This is a genomic window from Sphingosinicella rhizophila, assembly GCF_032378825.1.
GTDB lineage: Bacteria > Pseudomonadota > Alphaproteobacteria > Sphingomonadales > Sphingomonadaceae > Allosphingosinicella > Allosphingosinicella rhizophila.
The window spans coordinates 71,668-91,707 of record NZ_JAVUPU010000003.1 but is presented as its reverse complement, the minus strand read 5'-3'; the positions used below and the strand labels follow the sequence as shown (position 1 = coordinate 91,707).

The following is a 20,040-nucleotide window of genomic DNA, read 5'->3' as shown; positions in this document are numbered from 1 at the left end:
CTCAGCCCGCGGTGCGGCGCATGGCCGAAAGGGTTGAGAAGTAGACGTCCTCAAGTCCGCCTTCAGTGACATCGAAGTCGCTCGCAGGCTTTTCGTTAGCAAGCACATGAATCACCGTGCGGCCCGCGAACAGCCGTGTGCTGATGATTTCGTGGCTCTTCTGGTACGTTGCCAATTCAGCGCGATCGATCGTCTTGCGCCATATCCGTCCGCGCATTTCGGCCATTAACTCAGCTGGCGAACCTTCCAGCAAGATCCGGCCATTGGCGAGCACCGCCATACGTGGGCAGAGATCGGCGACGTCCCCGACGATGTGCGTTGAAAGGATGACAACGACATTCTCGCCTATCTCTGCGAGCAGATTTAGGAAGCGGTTGCTCTCCTCGGGGTCGAGACCCGCGGTGGGCTCATCGACGATGATCAGAGCAGGGTCGCCGACTAGCGCCTGTGCGATCCCAAATCGCTGACGCATGCCACCCGAAAAGCCAGCGACCGCCTTATTGCGCACGCTCCACAAATTGACCTTGTTGAGCAGCGAGGCGACAGTATCGCGGCGCTGGCCCGCATGTGCGATGCCCTTCAGGACCGCCAAGTGGTCAAGAAGTTCGTAGGCCGAGACCCGGGGATAGACGCCGAAATCCTGCGGCAGAAATCCCAGTGTGGCGCGCAGTCTCCCGGGTTCGGCCAGAACGTCGATATCGCCGAAGCGGATGCGCCCTTCGCTCGGCGCCTGCAATGTAGCAAGCGTGCGCATCAGTGTCGATTTACCCGCGCCATTCGGACCGAGCAGTCCGAACATGCCACGCGGTATCTCCAAATTCACGCGGTCTAGTGCGCGCATGCCGTTCGGATAGACATGCGAAAGCTGCTCGATACTCAGCATGATACTCGTTCCTTCCGTTCTGTTGCTGGCGGCTCAGCGGCGTGAGCAGGAGCGTTCAAACGCGTCCTCGGAGACGGACGACGGAGCGTCCATCAACCCTACACGCATTGGGTTCGAGAGCGTCAGGCTCGCGCTCATCGTGAGACCTGCGAAGCGCGATGACGATAGGCACAGGCCCCGTACCAAAAAACGGCTCCCGCAAGGGCCACGGCGGGCAAAATTACGAGAGCCATCGCCTGCGCCATTCCGAAGCCCTTGGTCGACAGTAGATCGGAACAATGTCCGACAAGCACCACGCCCAGACCGCTCAGCAGATATACGCATAAATACTGGAGAGCGACGATCTGTCCGCGAAAGCGATTGGGGCTGATCTCCTGCACAATCGTCGGCAGCAGCCCATTGGCGATGAAGATCGCGTAGATCTGAAACCCGAAAAGGATCAACGCAGTCGTTCTACCAGCGACGACCGTGGAGAATATTGTAGCCGGGGCGCACATCAGGATGCCTGTCAGCACAACACAGAGGAAGGCATCGTCGCGCCCGCGCGCTCGAAGCTCGCGGGCGATGACGGCGGCCGTCGCAACACCGGCAGAGGATCCGAAGGCGAGCACCACCCCCATCACAATGCCTGCCTCGCCACCACTATACCCGAAGGTGCGGACGAGCACCGTGGGAAACCATGAGATCAACCCCGTATCGGCGATCCCGAGCAGCGCAGTGCCGAGCAGTATGGGTACATAGAGCCGGGGCTCATGGCGGAGATGTAGGGCCAGCTCGCGCCAGCGCGGCCGCCCCTCACCAACCTTCAGCCCCTTACGGCTGGGCTCGCGGATCGCGAGGAGCAACAGCGCAAGTACTGGCCCGATCGCGCCTGCGGCAACAAATACGACACGCCACAGATCGTGCTCCGATAAGGCGGGAATTGTCGGACGCAGGTCTTCCAACAGCTCAATACCTGCCCCGCCGAGCGAGATCCCCACGCTCGCGCCGAGTAGGGCACCAATGTAAAAGACTACGTTGGCGGTCATCCGCCGCTTGGGCGGGAACATGTCGGCGATCATCGAATATATTGCAGGATAAAGCCCCGCCTCACCCAGTCCAACCCCTAAGCGAAACAAAAAGAGCTGCCAGAAATTTTGCGCGAACCCGCAGAGCAACGTCATGGCTGACCAGAACAGCACGCTTGCGATCAAGATGTTACGCCGGTTGTGAATATCGATCAGGCGACCAATCGGCATCGCCATTGCCGCGAACAGCAGTGCGATCGAAAAGCCCTGCAACATTCCGATTTGGGCGTCGCTTACGGCAAATGCAGCTCTCAGCGGCTCGACCACAAGCGTAAGGATCTGACGATCGATATATGCAATGACGATTGCTAAAACGAAAAGCGCAACGCCAATCCATCCTTGTCGCGGTGCAGGATAAAGCACATCCTCCGCTGCGCTAGTCGCGAGGGAAGCCATTAAGAGCGTGCTCGCAGCATTAGCCCAACGGTGCGCGGTCTAAGCCGCACGGCTGTAGCTGGCCTTTTCGTTGGCAGGGCAGCCACCTTAGCATCACTGCCGGTCAGATTACTTATGAACGCCGCACCTTCGAATTGGCCGAATTGCACATCGACTCGTAGGTTGATGTGGTGATAATCGCCGAGACTTTCGGAAATGCGATAGTGGATCGTGCTACGAGACTTGCCGATATACTGATGTTCGACGCGCAAGTAGGCGCCATGGTCTCCAAGATGGACATTTTGCTGTATAATGTTGGCCAGCCGCGTACGCGCCGATCCTGGCAGTCGGTCGCCCTTGCGTCCGAACACGCCCGTCGCATCCTCACGAAGCTCGGCATCGATAAGCGCACCCGAGGTCGTTAGATCCCAGTCGGCCCACGGACGCCAGGCGATGCTCACCTCGATAGCTTGCGAGCGGGCCCTGCCGCCGTTTCGGATCAGCAGGAAATTCTCGGCAGTGTTGTGACTGAGCTGGATGTCTTGCCAGTCAATGTAACCGTCCGGGAGCTTCTCGCTCGCCGCCAACCACATCTCGAGCCCGAGCGGGTCGAGCACCTCGGGCCGCACCACCAGAGCAAGCGGCTCGCGCGTAACCGCCTCAATCACAAGTGAAAGCAATCCGAAGTTGATGTTCCCGTAATCGAATTGCGCGCCCGGTTGGAACACGGGACCAGAAAGCATAGCCACGTTGAGGAGCTCTGTAGGCTCTAGGCGTACACCAGCCGAATAATGAGAGCTCACCGTCGGGCCCTCATAGGCACCCAAACCGGATTGGCTCATCGCGAGGTGCTCGACGGTAGGGGTAGGGTCGATGCTCGCAAGATCAGTAAGTGTGGCGACCGGCATCGTCAGGTCAAGTTGCCCATCGCGCGCCAACTCAGCGCTGTTAATATGATCGGCGGGCGTCCTTCGACATGGAGGCCGATGATTCCCCCCAGATTGTCGAGGCGGCTTATTGACGAATCAAGAACTGCGCCAAGCCGCGCGATAATATCGTTCTTTCGCCCGCTTCCCTCCGCGGCGTCTAGGTGAACGGCATCAACGGGGAGATCCATCTCTCTCAATTCATGATCTCTCGCCCACCAGACAAATCCAACGCTCACCCGTGCCCCTCCCTTCGGCATCGCCTTTCCGCGTACCAACTTAATCACGCGTTACTTACATAGCGCATGCTCGGTATGTAAGTAACCGCAAAAGACTTGTCGAGAAGAATTCTCCTCCTCGGCCCATCGATCTTACTTCTGCATGAATCCGGCGTCAGCCGACTGCTGGCCCGCTTCGTACTGCCATCAATGGATCGACCATACGCATCCAGCGCGCGAAATGTTCTTCGCTCCATGCCGTCGCCGATGGTCCACTGCGCACCGTTTTCAGGCTGCGAACCAGATACAACGTTAATTCGACGAGAAGGTGCGGCTCCGGATCGATTGCATCGGCGAAAAGCTCTTTCCAGAGCGCACGCATCCTCCCGATCCGCATGGCACTTGTGGCTTCCAGCCGGGTGTTGAGCGCCTCATCTGAGCGTGAGGCAAGTACGAGTTCGTTGCCCGCAACCACATAACGGTCCTGCGTGGCATCGTTCCAGAAACTCTCAACGATCCTCCGCCAACGCTCCTCGTGAGAAGGTGTGGAGCGACCAATTTCGACATACCGCCGGTGGATCGCCTCAAAGGCGTGATCGTGCGCCGCTGCGAACAGATCCAGTTTGCCAGCGAAATGGTGCAACATCGCACCGCTCGACACCCCCGCTCTCGCGCATACGCGAGCCACCGTTGTCTGGCGATAACCTAACATCTGCAGGCAATCGAGGGCAGCATCGATCAACCGCTCGCGCATTTCACGTGACCGTTCTTCTTGTGTACGCCGCTGCGCTGGCTTTGCCATTCCCCCTGCCTACTCCTCTTTCCGAACCGAGACCCAGTGCAGCACCATTTAGCAAAAATTCATTGGGAGGGGGCGGAAGATTATAGGTCTTACGGACCTGGATTCCGCCAGCACGCTCGGAGCCGCACTGCTTTGTTTCGCTAAAGCTAGTGAAGCACCACTCGTAGATGGATGTGCCTCGTAACGGGAAGACCTCCCCGGCTAACTGACGCGCGTAGGTATCGCCCCGCGGGCGCGAGGTGACAATCCACCCGCGCATTTTGGTAAAGTAAAGCTCATGATTCACTCCAGCAAACGCTCCGCTTCGGAGGGGGCGGTTCACGCAATATCGCATCCGGGCGATTTCTGTCCCCGCGCATCGCATGACCCCAAGATGGTATCGCGCGTCCCCGGCAGGTGACTGCCGCCGATCCGGCACTTTTGCGAGCTTAAGCCCAAGCCCGCAGACACTGATGTCGGACAAGCGGGCGAGAGGCCCGCATGACCCCGACCAAGCTCCTCATCGGCCAGATCCTCGCGGTGCTCGCCATAATAATTCTTAGCATATGGATCGCGACGCAGTGGGCGGCCGCACAGCTCGCCTACCAGTCCGAACTGGGCAGCCCGTGGTTCATCCTGTTCGGGACGCCTGTCTATCATCCCTGGTCGCTCTTCTGGTGGTGGTATTCGTTCGACGCGTATGCGCCGGTCATCTTCGATGAAGCGGGCGCGATCGCCGCCACCGGCGGGTTCCTCGGCTGCGGCGCCGCCATCTTCGGCTCGGTCTGGCGGGCGCGCCAGTCCAGCAATGTCACCACCTATGGGTCAGCGCGCTGGGCGAGAAAGAAGGACATCGACGCCGCAGGGCTGCTGGGAATGAGCGGCGTCGCGCTCGGACGCCTAGGCAACCAGTATCTCCGCCACGACGGCCCGGAGCATGTCATGGCGTTCGCGCCGACCCGCTCAGGCAAGGGCGTCGGTCTGGTCGTGCCGACCTTGCTCAGCTGGACCGGATCGGCGGTCATCCACGATATCAAGGGCGAGAATTGGGAGCTGACGGCAGGCTGGCGCGCACGCTTTTCGCATTGCCTGCTGTTCAACCCGACCGATCTGCGCTCCGCGCGCTACAATCCGCTGCTCGAAGTGCGGCGCGGCACCGACGAAGTCCGCGACGCCCAGAATATCGCCGACATCCTGGTCGATCCCGAAGGGGCGCTCGAGCGGCGCAACCATTGGGAGAAGACCAGCCATTCGCTGCTGGTGGGCGCGATCCTCCACGTCCTTTACGCCGAGCCGGAGAAGACGCTCGAGCGGGTCGCTTGCCTCCTTTCCGATCCGCAGCGGCCATTCGCCGCCACGCTGAAGCGGATGATGACCACCAATCATCTCGGCAGCGCGGACGCTCCGATCGTCCATCCGGTGGTCGCCTCGGCGGCGCGGGAGCTCCTCAATAAGAGCGAGAATGAGCGTTCGGGCGTGCTGTCGACCGCAATGTCGTTCCTCGGCCTCTATCGAGACCCGACCGTCGCCGCCGTCACCTCGCGATCCGACTGGCGGATCGCGGATCTGATCGAGGCCCCTCACCCGGTGTCCCTTTATCTGGTGGTGCCACCGTCGGACATCAGCCGCACCAAGCCGCTCATTCGCCTCATCCTCAACCAGATCGGTCGTCGCCTGACCGAAAAGCTGCACGTCGCCGGCCCCAAGGCTTCCGCCCGCCGTCACCGCTTGCTGATGATGCTCGACGAGTTCCCGGCGCTCGGCCGCCTGGATTTCTTCGAGACGAGCCTCGCCTTTCTCGCAGGCTATGGCGTGCGCGCCTTTCTGATCGCGCAGAGCCTCAACCAGATCGAGAAAGCCTATGGCGAGCACAACGCCATCCTCGACAATTGCCATGTGCGGATCGCCTTTGCTACCAATGACGAGCGCACGGCCAAGCGCATCTCCGACGCGCTCGGCACCGCGACCGAGCAACGGGCGATGCGCAACTATGCCGGGCACCGCCTCGCGCCCTGGCTCGCCCATGTCATGGTCAGCCGCCAGGAAACCGCCAGGGCACTGCTGACGCCGGGCGAAGTGATGCAGCTCGCCTCGACCGACGAGCTGGTGCTCGTCTCCGGCCACCCGCCGATCCGCGCCAAGAAGCTGCGTTACTATGAGGATCGCGCCTTCGCCGCGCGAGTGCTGCCGACGCCGGCGCTCGACCAAGAGCATTATCGCGACCTGCCGCCGAGCCGCACCAATGATTGGGGCAGGCAGGTGCGCGGGGCCGACGCTAGGCTGGCGCCGGACGCCGATCTGACCAGCGACGCAGGGACCGGCGGACTCGAACAGGCACGCCACCCCGCTCATGAGATCGAGCTCGCGCCGCTCGCCGAGCCGGAAGTCGCCGATCCGCTTGGCCTTGGCGAGGACGATACCGACGGCGCCGCCGAGCGGCGCGCCATGGACCGCGCCCAGGGTCTTCGCGCCGCCCGCGCAGTCTATGCCTTCGATTCCGCAAGCGGTCGTCCCGACGACCTGCAGCTGGACTTCTGACCATGGCCGAGAAGATCCGCCACCAACTGTTCCTGCCCAAGGGCTTGAGCGACCGGCTCGAAGCACTTGCGGCCAAGCCTGGTGCGTCCAAGTCCGCGATCCTGGCGGACGCGGTCACCGCCTGGCTCAATCGCCGCGGCGCGTCCGACCTCGAGGAAAGGTTCGCGATCCGCCTCGACCGGCTGACCCTGGCGATTGGCCGGGTCGATCGCGACACACATGTCATTCTCGAAACCCTGGCCTTGTTCATCAAGTTCGAGCTGTCGATCCAGACGCCGCTCGCGGAGAACGACCAGGCCGGCCGCGCGCTTGCGGCCAAGCGGTTCGAAGCGTTCGTCGCCCAGGTCGGCCGTCACGTCGCCGCCGAACGGCGCTCGCTGATCCCCGATCCGGAGCAACGATCATGAGCGAGAGTCTCTCCGCCGGGCGACCCGCCGCGACTGCGGCCGAGCGAAAACGCCGCATGCTAATCACGGCGCTTGGGTCCGACATCGCCGCCGCGATGCGGGATCCTGCCGTGATCGAGATCATGGTCAATCCCGACGGCGCCTTGCGGCTCGACCGGCTGGGCGAAGGCTGCACCGACACCGGCATTCGGTTCGATCCGGACCAGGTCGAGCGAATCGTTCGCCTGGTGGCGAGCCATGCCAGAACCGAAGTCCACGCCGCATCGCCGATCGTCTCGGCCGAGCTGCCGCCGCACGGGGAAGGCGCCGGCGAGCGGTTCGAAGGTATACTCCCGCCGGTCAGCCTCGCCCCCTGCTTCTCGATCCGCAAGCCCGCGGCCAGGATCTACACCCTGCTCGACTATGTGAGCGACGGCATCATGCCGGCCGATACCGCACGGGTGCTCAGCCTGGCGGTGGTCGAGCGGAAGAACATCCTCGTCGCCGGCGGCACCAGCTCGGGCAAGACCACCCTCGCCAATGCCTTGCTGGCCGAGATGGCGCATATCGACGACCGCGTGATCATCATCGAGGACACGCGTGAGCTGCAATGCGCGGCATCCGATGTCGTCGCGCTTCGCACGCGCGCCGGCAGCGTCAGCATGGCCGACCTGGTCCGCTCGACTTTGCGCCTTCGCCCGGACCGCATCATCGTCGGCGAAGTCCGGGGCCGTGAAGCGCTCGACATGCTCAAGGCCTGGAACACCGGCCATCCCGGCGGCATCGCCACCGTCCACGCCAACAGCGCGATCGCCGCGCTCTATCGCCTCGAACAGCTTGTCCAGGAGACGGTCGTCACCGTGCCCCGGCGGCTGATCGCGGAAGCGATCGACCTGATCGTCTTCATCGCCGGGCGCGGCCTCGGCCGGCGGGTCGAGACGATCGCTCGCGTCGTCGGGCTCGATCCCGATGGCGGCTACGTCGTCATCGACCTCACCCCCGATCCCCTACCCCCATCAGGAGAATGAACATGCCCGCATCCTGCGTGCCATTTCCTCGCAACCTCTGTTTCATGGCCACTTCTCTCGCATTGACGCTGAGCCTCGCGGCAAGCGCACAAGCCGCCGGCTCCGGCATGCCTTGGGAGCAGCCGCTCCAGCAGGTGCTGGAATCGGTCCAGGGGCCGGTCGCCAAGATCGTCGCGGTGATCATCATCATCGTCACTGGCCTCACTTTGGCTTTCGGCGAGACCGCGGGCGGCTTCCGGCGGCTGATCCAGATCGTCTTCGGCCTCAGCATCGCCTTTGCGGCTTCGAGCTTCTTCCTTTCCTTCTTCTCGTTCGGCGGCGGAGCGCTGATCGCGTGATCGGCAGCGGTCAACATATCGAAGGGTTCGAAGCGCCGCTGCATCGCTCGCTCGCGGAAGCCATCCTGCTTGGCGGCGCGCCGCGAACGATCGCGATCGTCAACGGGACCGTCGCCGCCGCGCTCGGCCTTGGCCTCCAGCAATGGATCGCAGGGCTGGTCATGTGGGCGCTCGGGCACACGCTCGCTGTCTTCGCCGCCAAGCGCGATCCCGATTTCGCATCGGTGCTCGCCCGTCACCTTCGCCAGAAAGGGCATCTCTCATGCTGAGCTTGCGCGAGTATCGCAATCGCGCCGACCGGCTCGCCGACCATCTGCCATGGGCCGCCTTGGTGGCCCATGGCGTCGTCCTCAACAAGGATGGCAGCTTCCAGCGCACGTTGCGGTTTCGTGGTCCCGATCTCGAAAGCGCGACCGAAGCCGAGCTCGTCTCCGCCTGCGCCCGCGCGAACAATGTCCTCAAGCGTTTCGGAACTGGCTGGGCATTGCATTTCGACGCGGAGCGGCGCGAAGCGCTCGGCTATCCACAGAGTGCCTTTCCCGATCCGCCATCGTGGCTGGTCGATCGCGAGCGGCAGGCGAGCTTCGAAAATACGGAGCAGCATTTCGAGAGCCTTTATCACCTGACGCTGACCTTCATGCCGCCGCCCGATCAGGCAGACAGCGCGGGTCGGGCACTGGTCGAGCGCAGCGACGACCTGCGGGGGCGCGACTGGCGTCAGGCTCTGGCCGCCTTCGTCGCTGAGACCGATCGGGCATTGGACCTCCTTTCCGGCTTCATGCCGGAAGTGCGAGCGCTCGATGACGGCGAGACCCTGACCTTCTTGCACGGGACCATCTCGGACCGTCGCCATCCGGTTGCCGTGCCGGAAACGCCAATCTATCTGGATGCGTTGCTCGTCGACGCCTCGTTAACAGGGGGTCTGGAACCAAGGCTCGGCGAGCAGCACCTTCGCACCCTCACCATACTTGGCTTTCCAAGCCTCAGCCGGCCGGGGATCCTCGATGCGCTTAACCATCAGAGTTTTGCCTATCGCTGGGTGACACGCTTCATCTCGCTCGACAAGACCGACGCGACCAAAGCCCTGACCAGGCTCCGCCGCCAATGGTTCAACAAGCGCAAGTCCGTCACCGCTTTGCTGCGCGAGGTCATCTACAACCAGCCGGTCCAGTTGCTCGACAGCGACGCCGACAACAAGATGGTCGACGCGGATCTCGCGCTGCAGGCGCTGGGCGGCGACCATGTCGCGTTCGGACATCTCACCACGACGATCACCGTCGCGGACACCGATCGCTCCCGCGCGGATGAGAAGGTCCGCGCGGTCGAACGCATCGTCAACGGGCTCGGCTTCACCACCATCCGCGAGAGCATCAATGCGGTCGAAGCCTGGCTCGGATCGCTGCCGGGTCATGTCTACGCGAATGTCCGCCAGCCGCTCGTCCATACGCTCAATCTTGCGCATCTGATGCCGCTGTCGAGCGTGTGGGCCGGGCCGACGCGAAACAACCACCTCGACGGCCCTCCCCTGCTCTATGCCGAGACGAGTGGTTCGACCCCGTTTCGCTTGAGCACCCATGTCGGCGATGTCGGTCATATGCTGATCGTCGGACCGACCGGTGCCGGCAAATCGGTGCTGCTGGCGCTGCTGGCGCTGCAGTTCCGCCGTTATCCGGGCGCCCAAGTCTACGTCTTCGACAAAGGCTCCTCGGCCCGCGCCGCGGTGCAGGCGATGGGCGGCGCCCATCACGCTCTCGGCCTCGGCGGCGACGACGATGACCGTGGGATCGCGTTCCAGCCGCTGCGCCACATCCACATGGGCAATGAGCGGGCGTGGGCGGCCGAGTGGATCGGGGCGCTGCTCGCCCATGAAAAAGTGTCCGTCACACCGGAAGTGAAGGAGTCGGTCTGGTCGGCGCTGAACAGCCTGGCGAGCGCACCGGTCGAGGAGCGCACGCTGACCGGTCTGTCGCTCCTGCTGCAGTCGGCGGCGCTGCGCTCGGCGCTGGCGCCCTACACGCTGGAAGGTCCCTTCGGGCGGCTGCTTGATGCGGCCGAGGACGACCTCGCCATCGCTGACGTGCAATGCTTCGAGACCGAAGCCCTGGTGGGACAGGCGGGCGTGGTCGCTCCCGTGCTGACCTATCTGTTCCATCGACTGGAGGAGCGGTTCGACGGGCGGCCGACCTTGCTCGTCCTCGACGAGGCCTGGATCTTCCTCGACCATCCGCTCTTTGCCGCGCGGATCCGCGAATGGCTGAAGACGCTCCGCAAGAAGAATGTCGCGGTGGTGTTCGCCACCCAATCGCTGGCCGATATCGCCGAGAGCAGCATTGCTCCGGCCATCATCGAAAGCTGCCCGCAGCGCATATTGCTGCCGAATGACCGCGCGATCGAGCCGCAAAGCCGCGCCGCCTATGAACGATTCGGGCTCAATGTCCGGCAGATCGAACTTGTTAGCCGCGCCACTCCCAAGCGCGAATATTATCTGCAATCGGCGCGCGGCAATCGCTTGTTCGAGCTTGGGCTCGGCCCGATCGCGCTTGCCCTCTGCGGCGCCTCCGATCCCGCCACCCAGCAGCACATCGACGCGATCCTCGCGGAGCACGGATCGAAGGATTTCGCCGCCCACTTCCTGGCGTCCGCCGGTCTCGACTGGGCCGCGTCCCTGCTCGCCAATTTTCCAGCTTCAACCCCCGAAGGAGAATGAAATGAAGAAGAAATTCCTTGCCGCGATCTTTGCCGCAAGCACTCTTGCCGGCGTCACGCTCGGCATGGTCGTGCCTGCGACGCCAGCGGCCGCCATCCCGGTGTTCGACGCCTCCAATTATGCCCAGAATCTGCTGACCGCCGCCCGGACGCTGCAGCAGGTCAACCAGCAGATCCAGTCGCTTCAGAACGAAGCACAGATGCTCACCAACATGTCCAAACACCTCTCCAAGATCGACTTTCCGCAGCTGCAGCAGATCTCGCAAAAGCTGCAAGCGGTCGACCGGCTGATGGGACAGGCCCAGGGCATCGACTTCAAGATCGACGAGCTCGATACCAAGCTGCGCGCGCTCTACCCGGACGCGTTCGACCGGGCGCTGCGCTCCGACACGCGCGTGGCCGGCGCCAAGGCGAGGCTCGATGCCGCCATGGACGGATTCAAGCGGACCATGACAGTCCAGGCCCAGGTGGTGGAGAATGTCCGCGACGACGCCCAGACGCTAGCGGCGCTGGTGGCGAAGAGCCAGGGCGCGGAAGGGTCGCTCCAGGCCCAACAGGCCACCAACCAATTGCTCGCGTTGACCGCCAAGCAGCAGTTCCAGCTCCAGTCGATGATGGCCGCGCAGTTCCGGGGCGAAGCCCTCGAACAGGCCCGGCGGGTCCAGGCCGAGCAGGAAGGGCGGGCCGCCACCAGGCGGTTCCTGGGCACCGGCCAGGCCTACACGCCGCGCTAGGCGCGCGTCCCAGCTGAGGCGGCGCGGTCCCAACTCCCGATCGCGCCGTCTCGTCGCGGGGTCCGAAGGGCTTTCTACCCTCTTGGCCGCCGGACCCCGCGACACTTGTGCCATCCTGAACAGAAAGCCGCTGAGCCGTGAACGACCTCAACGTGATCGACCGCTTCATGGAGGCGTTCGTCCGCTACATCGACAGCGGGTTCGGACTGCTCGGCGGCGACGTCGGCTTCCTGACGACGATCCTGATCGGGATCGACATCACCCTTGCCGGCCTGTTCTGGGCGATGGGCGGCGAAGACGACATCATCGGCCGCTTCCTCAAGAAGATCCTCTATGTCGGCGCCTTCGCGCTGATCCTCAACAGCTTCTCGACCCTCGCCGACATCATCTTCCGCTCCTTCGCCGGCCTCGGCCTGACCGCCGGCGGCGGCACCATCAGCGCCGACGATCTGCTGAAGCCCGGCCGGCTTGCCGGAACCGGGTTCGAAGCGGCTTGGCCCTTGCTTGATCAAGCCAGCGAGATGCTCGGCTTCACGACCTTCTTCGACAATTTCCTGACTATCATGGTGCTGCTGATCGCCTGGGTGATCGTCATCGTCGCCTTCTTCATCCTGGCGGTGCAGCTCTTCATCACCATCATCGAGTTCAAGCTCACCACGCTTGCCGGCTTCGTGCTCGTCCCCTTCTCGCTCTGGAACCGGACCAGCTTCCTGGCCGAACGCGTGCTCGGCAATGTCGTCTCCTCGGGCGTCAAGGTGATGGTGCTCGCCGTCATCGTCGGCATCGGTTCCGGCTTCTTCGCCGACTTTGTCAGCGCGCTGCAGGGACAGGAGCCTGACATCGGCCAGGCCATGTCGCTTGTGCTTGCGAGCCTTAGCTTGTTCGGCCTCGGCATTTTCGGTCCTTCGATCGCGTCGGGTCTGGTCGCGGGTGCCCCGCAACTGGGAGCAGGCGCAGCCGTCGGCACCGCGCTTGGTGCAGGGGCCACGCTCGCCGTGGGCGGCGGTGCAGCCGTGGCAGGCGCCCGCGCAATCGGCGGCGGTGCGCTCGGTGCCATCCGCGCCGGCACATCGATGGGTTCGGCCGCGTCGACCGCCGCGCAGCTCGGCAAGGAAAGCGGCGGGTCGGCGATCGGCGGGATGATGGCGGCGGCCAAAGGCGCCGCTTCGCAGAAAATGGCCGGGAGCCTCGGCCTCGGCGCCGCCGCGCAACGCGGCCGCGACGCCGCGTGGAGCGCGATCAACCGCTCTAGCGGCTCCGCCACTTCAGCGGGCGAAGCTCCCGGTGGCGGTGACACGGCGCCCGCCTGGGCCCGCAATCTTCGCGCCGAGCAGACCAACCGCCACCGGCGCCAGCTTGCCTATCACAGCCTCAAGGAGGGCGACCGCGGCGGGGCCTCCGCAACTCCGGACATCAAGGAAAGGGACTGAACATGCGATTGAAGCGCGCATTGCAGCGCTACGGGCGAACGCCCGAACCCGAGACGCCTTATCAGCGGGCGGGACAGGTCTGGGACGAGCGGATCGGCTCGGCTCGTGCCCAGGCTCGCAACTGGCGGTTGATGGCCTTCGGTGGATTGTTCCTGACCACGGGGCTTGCCGCGGGGCTCATCTGGCAGTCGATGCAGAGCCGCGTGGTTCCCTATGTGGTGGAAGTGGACAGCCTCGGCGAGGCACGCGCGGTTGCGCCGGTCGACCCCAATTATCGCCCCACCGATCCGCAGATCGCGTGGCATCTCGGTCGGTTCATCACCAACATCCGCTCCAAGTCGCTCGACCCGGTGCTGATGCGTGAGAACTGGCTGTCGGCTTATGACTTCGTGACTTCGCGTGGTGCCATCTTCCTCGGTGAATATGCCCGGTCGTCCAATCCGTTCACGGATATCGGCGACAAGACCGTGTCGGTCCAGGTCACCAGTGTCGTCCGAGCATCGGAGACGAGTTTCCAGGTCAAATGGATGGAAAACGCCTTCGAGCGGGGTAGCCTTGCGGGCGTGTCGCGGTGGACTGCGATCCTGACGGTGACGGTGAACCCGCCCAAGAATGCCGAGACGATCCGGAAGAATCCGCTCGGCCTCTACGTCGAAGCGATCGACTGGAGCCGGGAGTTTGAAACTTCAGTGCCCGTCCCAGCGACTGCGCCACCGATCCCCAACCTAGCACCCGCTTCGCCCCCATCCGATGTTCCACTCGGATCCCCACTCGACCCTGGGCTCGCGCCCGCACAAGCCAAACAGGAGAATGATCGATGAAAGCCGTCCTGCTCGCGGCGACCATGCTGGTCGGCGCATTCCCGCTAAATGCGCAACCGCCTTTGAGCCCACCTGGCGAACTGAACCAGCAATCTTCCGCCCCTGCGACAGCGGCGGCTCCGCTGCCGGCCTTCACGCCCAGTTCTACTCCAGCGATCAATCGATCATCGACACTGTCGCGACGGTCGAGCCCCAAGCGAGCGCGCGCTCCCTCTCCTACGATGAGACGCGTCCGCGCTGCCAACCATCACGCGACGCAGGAGCCCAAAGCGGCGGGGTTCGTCAATGCTGCGCAGATCTATCCCTACAGCGAAGGCGCGCTTTATCGGCTCTATGCCGCGCCCGAACGAGTCACGGACATCGTGCTTCAGCCCGGCGAGACCATCATCTCCGTCGCTGCCGGTGACACGGCAAGGTGGACGGTGGGCGATACCACCAGCGGCAGCGGCGATGCCAGGCGGGTGCATATCCTCGTGAAGCCATTCTCGGCGGGCCTGACCTCTAACATGGTCATAACAACCGACCGCCGAGCCTATCACGTGCAGCTCGAGAGCACGTCCACCACCGCCATGGCGTCCATCTCCTGGACTTATCCCCAGGACGAGCTGCTGGCGATCCGGCGCGCGGCCGAGGAAGAGCGGGCCGCTGTTCCCATCGCTGCCGGCATCGCCCTCGAGCAGATCCGATTCGGCTATGCGATCACAGGCGATGCTCCACCGTGGCGGCCGTTGCGGGCGTTCGACGACGGGCGGCAGACCTATATCGAATTTCCGGCCAACATCTCCGTCGGGGAGGCCCCGCCTTTGTTCCTGCTTGGAGCCGACGGAAAGGCGCAGCTCGTCAATTACCGGATGTCGGGACGCTTCTACATCGTCGACCGCCTGTTCGACACGGCCGAGCTCAGGCTTGGCGAGAAGAAGCAGGCGATCGTCCGGATCACCCGCGGCGGCAAGCTGCGCCGCCAGGATCGCCGGAGGGCGTCATGACCGACACTCCGAACGAACCTCCGGTCGCGGCCAAGGTCGATCCCGAGACGCTGGTGCTGCGCGGCACCCCGAGCCGGGTGGTCCGCTTTCGCCGCGGTGCGATCGTCGCGATCGCGGCACTCGGCTCGACCGCGATTGTCGGCGTCGCCTGGCTCGCGCTCAAGCCGGCGACATTTCGTGTCCTGTCGGAAGCCGAGGATCGAACCACAATCGGAGCCAAGGCTCCAGCCGACGCGCTCGCCAATGCCCCTAGGAGCTACGGAGACGTGCCGCAGCTTGGCCCTCCCCTTCCCGGCGATCTTGGCCGGCCAATACTCAAGCATCAGCGCTCGATGGAGGCTGCAACTCAGCCCGCCGGCCCGGATCAGATTGCGCAAGCTGCAGAAGCCGAGCGTCAGCGCATCGCCGCGGAGGGCCAGGCTGCAAGGGAGTCAGGCGTGATGATGCAGCTGGGAGGCGGAAATCCCGCCACTCCAGCACAGTCCATCCAGGAAAATGCGGTTCCCGCGACGGCAGAAAACAATTCCAAGGAGAGCCTGTCGCTTGATCCCGACAAGGATCCAAACGGCCAGCAGCGCAAGGCGGACTTCGTCGGAAGGAAGGATGCGTCTGGCGACATCAATCCTCACGGCCTGGTCTCGGCGCCCTCGCCTTGGACGCTGAGCGCCGGCAGTGTGATCGCCGCCAGTCTCATAACTGGATTGAATTCGGATCTGCCGGGTCTGGTGACCGCGCAAGTTACCGAAAACGCATATGACAGTTTCACCGGGAGGACCTTGCTCGTGCCTCAAGGTTCCCGCCTTATGGGAAGTTACGACAGCGTCGTCGCCTTCGGACAGAAGCGCGCGCTGGTCGTGTGGCAGAGGATCATCCTGCCCGATGGCTCATCGATCAGAATAGACAATGTGCCGGCAACCGACACCGCCGGGTATGCAGGCCTGGCCGACAAAGTTGATGCCCACACGTGGCAGCTTCTCAAGGGGGTCGCGCTTTCGACACTCCTCGGCGTGGGCACGGAGCTTACTGTCGGAAGTACCGAAAGCGATCTCGTCCAGGCGATTCGCGAATCCGCCCAGCAAAGCGGTGCACGCGCCGGTGACCAGCTGGTCTCCCGCAACCTCAATGTTCAACCGACGATTCGTGTGCGCCCAGGCTGGTCCTTACGAGTGGTGGTTCACAAGGATATCGTGCTTCGCCCTTGGCGAGCGGAGGCGCGGTGAGCATGGCCGATCTCAAGCTTTCCCAGCTGCCTGATCGAACGCCCGTCAAGCTGACGATCACGATCTCGCCGGAGCTTCATCGCTCTTTGATCGATTACGCGGCCGTCTATAACGAAGCCTACGGTCAGGCGGAGTCGCTCACGGAACTCGTGCCCCATATGCTGACCGCATTCCTTTCTAGCGACAGAGCTTTTGCGAAAGCGCGCGAGCGCCTCGGCAAGTCCGCTAAGTGACTGCCACATCCGTCCAGCCCCCGGACGTGACCGCCTTGACGGTGAGGATCCCGCAGGCGGCGCGCATGCTCGGGATTGGCAAGACCAAACTCTACGAACTGATCGGCTCGAGGGAGATCGAGGTGGTCAAGGTCGGTCGCGCCACCTTGGTCGTGGTCACGAGCTTGCACGCATTCGTCGACCGGCAGCGCATCGCGACTACAGCTGATGAGCCCGTGAGGAGACGACCGGGGCGGCCGCGGATCTCGTTCGTGAAGCTCGCCGCTGGGATTCGCTCCTAGCTGGAAGGCAATAGTCAGCCCAGGATATCATGAGGTGGCGGCGCTTCTCGAAGAAGTCCGTGCGGCGATAAGCCGCTTCCACCTTGTTATCGAGGACGTGCGCCAATGCCGCCTCAGCTACCTCTCGCGGCACCTCGGTTTGATCTGCAGCCCAATCGCGAAAGCTGGAGCGGAAGCCGTGAACGGTCGCGGGTAGATCCATCCCCCGCACCAGCTCTAGGAGCGCCATGTCCGACAAGGGACGGCTAGATACGGCCCCAGGAAAAATCAGGTCGCTACTATCGCCCCAGAGCATTTTCGCCTGGCGGAATACGTCGGCAGCTTGGGGCGACAGAGGCACAGCATGCTGAACCCCCGCTTTCATTCTGTCCGGTGGAATGATCCAAACGCTTAGATCGTCGTTCAGCTCGTTCCATTTGGCACCCCGGATTTCCCCCGATCGAACAGTCGTAAGAATGAGCGCCTCAAGTGCCAGGCGGCTGCTGCTCAAATCACGAGCGCGGAGACGTTCCATGAAGGCTGGCACCTCTGCATACGGCAAGGCGGCAAAGTGGCCATTCTTCTTGGGCTGGCGTGGGAGGCCCTTGGAGAGGGAGCGCATTGGCGCCTCCGTGGAGCGCAAGCCATTGGCGTAGGACCAATCGAGGACGACCCCGATGCGCTGACGGACGCGCCTGGCAGTCTCGGGAATTTCGAGCCAAATTTCCGCCAGCACGTCTCGGATAATCGGACCTTCAATCTCGTTGACCTTCAGCTTCCCGAGCTTTGGGAAGGCGTATAGCTCGAGCGTCTTGATCCATTGCGATGTGTGCTTCCCGCTCTTCCAGCCCCTGATCATCTCGGCATGCGTGCGGCGCGCGGCTTCCGCAAAGGTCGGAATGACGATTTGCGCCTTCCGCTTTTCGATGAGCGGGTCGATGCCACTAGCGGCCATCTTCTTGATCGCAGCGGCTTCCAGACGAGCGTCTCTGAGGCTCACGTGCCTCAACTCACCAAGGCCCAGATCTCGCCGGGTGCCGTTGATTTGGACCCGCATCATCCAGCTTTTGCCTCCGGAAGGCGATATCCTGAAATACAGGCCGTCGCCATCCGGGTACCGTCCCGGCTCCGTCAACCTCTTGATCGCATCGGGCGTGAGCTTTCCCATCCCCATTTCATAGCACCAGAAGGGACGGATTTGAAGCTTTCAGCCCCTCCCAGTCCCACACTCAGTCCCACACTGGTTTCCGGACGGAGGCGAACCGTAACGAACGGCTACGGAAGAAACATCAACAATTACAGTGGTTTATGATGAATTTTCGTAGGCTGGCGAACGGTGGCGAATGGGGAAATGGCGGAGAGGGTGGGATTCGAACCCACGGTACCCGTAAAGGCACAACGGTTTTCGAGACCGTCCCAATCGACCACTCTGGCACCTCTCCGCGAGATCCGGCTGGACCCCGCGACTGGCGGGGTGGATCGACAGGGACGGGCGCTTAGCCCAAGCCTTCGGCCTTGCCAAGGGTGGTCGCTTGCCTCTTTCGCCCGGCGCCCTACATAGGGAGTGCAATGCAAAGACAGACGAACCTCCTCCCCGACAGCGGCGGACCCCAGGCGCCGCCGATCGCCCATGCCAGCTTCGCCATCGGCGATGTCGTCCGCCACCGCATCTTCGAATTCCGCGGCGTGATCTTCGACGTCGACCCCGTCTTCGCCAATAGCGAGGAATGGTATCAGGCGATCCCGGAGGATATCCGCCCGCCCAAGGACCAGCCCTTCTATCATCTGCTCGCCGAAAATGCGGAGAGCAGCTACACGGCCTATGTCAGCCAGCAGAACCTGCTGCCGGATGATAGCGACGAGCCGATCGACCATCCTGCCATCGCCGGCATTTTCGACGCCTTCGCGGACGGCCGCTACCAGCTGAAGCGCCAGCACAAGCATTGAGCATCATTCGCGCGCGCCCTTGCGCGAGCGATGCGATCGATCATCGCGTCGGATGTCCGTTGACAGGCGTGCCCCTCCCCTGTAGCAGCCGCCTCTCCCGCGCGGACCCTTGAGTCCCACGGCCTTAACCCGTGCGGAAAAGCATTTTGAAGCCATTGGAAAAAGCCATGTTCGCAGTCGTGCGCACGGGCGGCAAGCAATATCGCGTTGCCGCCGGAGACAAGATCGTAGTCGAGAAGCTTGCCGGCGAGGCAGGCGACACCATCCAGCTGGGCGACGTCCTGCTGGCCGGCGAGGGCAGCGACCTCAAGTCGACCGACGGTCTGACCGTCTCGGCCGAGATCATCGCCCAGGCCAAGGCCGATAAAGTGATCGTCTTCAAGAAGCGCCGCCGCCACAATTACCGGCGCAAGAACGGTCATCGCCAGCAGCATACGATCCTGAGGATCACAGCGATCGGCGATCACAAGGCCGAAAAGCCGAAGAAGGCGAAGGACGCCAAGCCGTCGACCGATGCCGAGGCTGCTCCGGAAGCGCCCGCAAAGAGCAGCCCTGCGGCGGAAAATGCCTCCGCCCCGGCGACGCCCGTGGCCGCCACGCCCGAAACGCAGTCCGCAGAGCCTCAGGCCCAGGCGGCCGAAGCACCGGCCAAGAAGCCAGCCGCCAAGAAGGCGGCGCCGAAGGCCGAAGCGCCGCTGAAGGTCGAAGGCAAGGAAAGCGAAATGGTCGACACGCCAGCGCCCAAGAAGAAGGCCTCGACCAAGAAGCCGGCCGCTGGTAAGAGCGAATAAAGAAATACGAAGGTAGACGTTCGACATGGCACATAAGAAAGCAGGCGGTTCCTCACGCAACGGTCGCGACAGCGCAGGCCGTCGCCTTGGCGTGAAGAAATTCGGCGGCGAGACGGTCGTCGGCGGCAACATCATCGTGCGTCAGCGCGGCACCAAATATTATCCGGGCACCAATGTCGGCATGGGCAAGGACCACACCCTGTTCGCGCTCGTCGAGGGCCGCGTCGCGTTCCGCGATGGCAAGCTCGGCCGCAAATATGTCTGTGTAGACATGCAAGCCGCGGCGGCGGAATAACGGACGATCGATAACGGGTCGTCCTCCAAAAGGACGGCCCCGGTTCTCCAGCGAGAACCATATTCGAGGGAGAGGGC

21 protein-coding genes and 1 tRNA gene are annotated in these 20,040 nt (G+C 63.3%); 16 read left to right on the top strand and 6 right to left on the bottom strand.

Going from position 1 to position 20,040, the window contains the following annotated elements; translation table 11 throughout:
- Position 1: 1 nt before the first annotated feature.
- The 4 genes from RQX22_RS06560 to RQX22_RS06545 all read right to left on the bottom strand — a co-directional run bounded on the left by RQX22_RS06560 (position 2) and on the right by RQX22_RS06545 (position 4,271).
- Positions 2-883 (bottom strand): ABC transporter ATP-binding protein, encoded by an 882-nt coding sequence (locus RQX22_RS06560; RefSeq protein WP_315724812.1) that lies wholly within the window; start codon positions 881-883, stop codon positions 2-4.
- A gap of 134 nt (positions 884-1,017) precedes the next feature.
- A complete protein-coding gene (locus RQX22_RS06555) occupies positions 1,018-2,346 on the bottom strand; it encodes an MFS transporter (RefSeq protein WP_315724810.1) in 1,329 nt (442 codons plus the stop codon).
- Complete coding sequence (locus RQX22_RS06550; RefSeq protein WP_315724808.1) at positions 2,346-3,263, bottom strand: serine hydrolase; 918 nt, start codon at positions 3,261-3,263, stop codon at positions 2,346-2,348. Before RQX22_RS06550 ends, RQX22_RS06555 begins: the two co-directional genes overlap by 1 nt.
- Positions 3,264-3,644: 381 nt before the next feature.
- Entirely contained in the window at positions 3,645-4,271 is a 627-nt protein-coding gene (locus tag RQX22_RS06545; RefSeq protein ID WP_315724806.1) for a TetR/AcrR family transcriptional regulator, read from the bottom strand.
- A 480-nt stretch (positions 4,272-4,751) separates the two neighbouring features.
- On the opposite strand from RQX22_RS06545, the gene RQX22_RS06540 reads away from it, so the two are divergent.
- From RQX22_RS06540 to RQX22_RS06480, 13 genes are all read left to right on the top strand, one after another.
- On the top strand, positions 4,752-6,788 hold the full coding sequence (locus RQX22_RS06540) for a conjugal transfer protein TraG (protein ID WP_315724804.1): 2,037 nt from the start codon (positions 4,752-4,754) through the stop codon (positions 6,786-6,788).
- A gap of 2 nt (positions 6,789-6,790) precedes the next feature.
- Positions 6,791-7,195 (top strand): CopG family transcriptional regulator, encoded by a 405-nt coding sequence (locus tag RQX22_RS06535; RefSeq protein ID WP_315724802.1) that lies wholly within the window; start codon positions 6,791-6,793, stop codon positions 7,193-7,195.
- Entirely contained in the window at positions 7,192-8,202 is a 1,011-nt protein-coding gene (trbB, locus tag RQX22_RS06530) for a P-type conjugative transfer ATPase TrbB (protein WP_315724800.1), read from the top strand. The genes RQX22_RS06535 and trbB overlap by 4 nt, the downstream gene beginning before the upstream one ends.
- A gap of 44 nt (positions 8,203-8,246) precedes the next feature.
- Positions 8,247-8,540 (top strand): TrbC/VirB2 family type IV secretion system protein, encoded by a 294-nt coding sequence (locus tag RQX22_RS06525; RefSeq protein WP_315724798.1) that lies wholly within the window; start codon positions 8,247-8,249, stop codon positions 8,538-8,540.
- Positions 8,537-8,809 carry a VirB3 family type IV secretion system protein gene (locus RQX22_RS06520; RefSeq protein WP_315724796.1) on the top strand — a complete coding sequence of 91 codons (273 nt, stop codon included), beginning with the start codon at positions 8,537-8,539 and terminating at the stop codon, positions 8,807-8,809. Before RQX22_RS06525 ends, RQX22_RS06520 begins: the two co-directional genes overlap by 4 nt.
- Entirely contained in the window at positions 8,803-11,247 is a 2,445-nt protein-coding gene (gene trbE, locus RQX22_RS06515; RefSeq protein WP_315724795.1) for a conjugal transfer protein TrbE, read from the top strand. The genes RQX22_RS06520 and trbE overlap by 7 nt, the downstream gene beginning before the upstream one ends.
- 1 nt (position 11,248) lies before the next feature.
- Positions 11,249-11,980, top strand: coding sequence for a P-type conjugative transfer protein TrbJ (gene trbJ / locus RQX22_RS06510; RefSeq protein ID WP_315724793.1), 732 nt, complete (start codon positions 11,249-11,251; stop codon positions 11,978-11,980).
- Between the two features lie 137 nt (positions 11,981-12,117).
- Complete coding sequence (trbL, locus tag RQX22_RS06505) at positions 12,118-13,410, top strand: P-type conjugative transfer protein TrbL (protein WP_315724790.1); 1,293 nt, start codon at positions 12,118-12,120, stop codon at positions 13,408-13,410.
- Between the two features lie 2 nt (positions 13,411-13,412).
- Complete coding sequence (gene trbF / locus RQX22_RS06500; protein WP_315724788.1) at positions 13,413-14,231, top strand: conjugal transfer protein TrbF; 819 nt, start codon at positions 13,413-13,415, stop codon at positions 14,229-14,231.
- Entirely contained in the window at positions 14,228-15,217 is a 990-nt protein-coding gene (gene trbG, locus RQX22_RS06495) for a P-type conjugative transfer protein TrbG (RefSeq protein ID WP_315724786.1), read from the top strand. Before trbF ends, trbG begins: the two co-directional genes overlap by 4 nt.
- Entirely contained in the window at positions 15,214-16,437 is a 1,224-nt protein-coding gene (locus RQX22_RS06490) for a TraB/TrbI/VirB10 family type IV secretion system protein (RefSeq protein ID WP_315724784.1), read from the top strand. Before trbG ends, RQX22_RS06490 begins: the two co-directional genes overlap by 4 nt.
- Positions 16,438-16,439: 2 nt before the next feature.
- Positions 16,440-16,670, top strand: coding sequence for a DUF2274 domain-containing protein (locus tag RQX22_RS06485; RefSeq protein WP_315724782.1), 231 nt, complete (start codon positions 16,440-16,442; stop codon positions 16,668-16,670).
- Entirely contained in the window at positions 16,667-16,951 is a 285-nt protein-coding gene (locus RQX22_RS06480) for a helix-turn-helix domain-containing protein (RefSeq protein ID WP_315724780.1), read from the top strand. The genes RQX22_RS06485 and RQX22_RS06480 overlap by 4 nt, the downstream gene beginning before the upstream one ends.
- Here RQX22_RS06480 and RQX22_RS06475 read toward each other — a convergent pair.
- Complete coding sequence (locus tag RQX22_RS06475) at positions 16,869-18,098, bottom strand: tyrosine-type recombinase/integrase (protein WP_315724778.1); 1,230 nt, start codon at positions 18,096-18,098, stop codon at positions 16,869-16,871. The two genes, RQX22_RS06480 and RQX22_RS06475, sit on opposite strands and share 83 nt — an antisense overlap.
- Before the next feature lie 184 nt (positions 18,099-18,282).
- A tRNA-Ser gene (locus RQX22_RS06470) sits at positions 18,283-18,372 on the bottom strand.
- A 127-nt stretch (positions 18,373-18,499) separates the two neighbouring features.
- On the opposite strand from RQX22_RS06470, the gene hspQ reads away from it, so the two are divergent.
- The 3 genes from hspQ (at position 18,500) to rpmA (ending at position 19,963) form a co-directional block, all read left to right on the top strand.
- Positions 18,500-18,877: a heat shock protein HspQ gene (hspQ, locus tag RQX22_RS06465; protein WP_315724777.1), complete on the top strand. Its 378-nt coding sequence runs from the start codon at positions 18,500-18,502 to the stop codon at positions 18,875-18,877.
- A 167-nt stretch (positions 18,878-19,044) separates the two neighbouring features.
- Entirely contained in the window at positions 19,045-19,668 is a 624-nt protein-coding gene (gene rplU, locus RQX22_RS06460) for a 50S ribosomal protein L21 (protein ID WP_315724776.1), read from the top strand.
- Positions 19,669-19,693: 25 nt separating this feature from the next.
- On the top strand, positions 19,694-19,963 hold the full coding sequence (rpmA, locus tag RQX22_RS06455; protein ID WP_315724775.1) for a 50S ribosomal protein L27: 270 nt from the start codon (positions 19,694-19,696) through the stop codon (positions 19,961-19,963).
- Positions 19,964-20,040 lie beyond the last annotated feature (77 nt).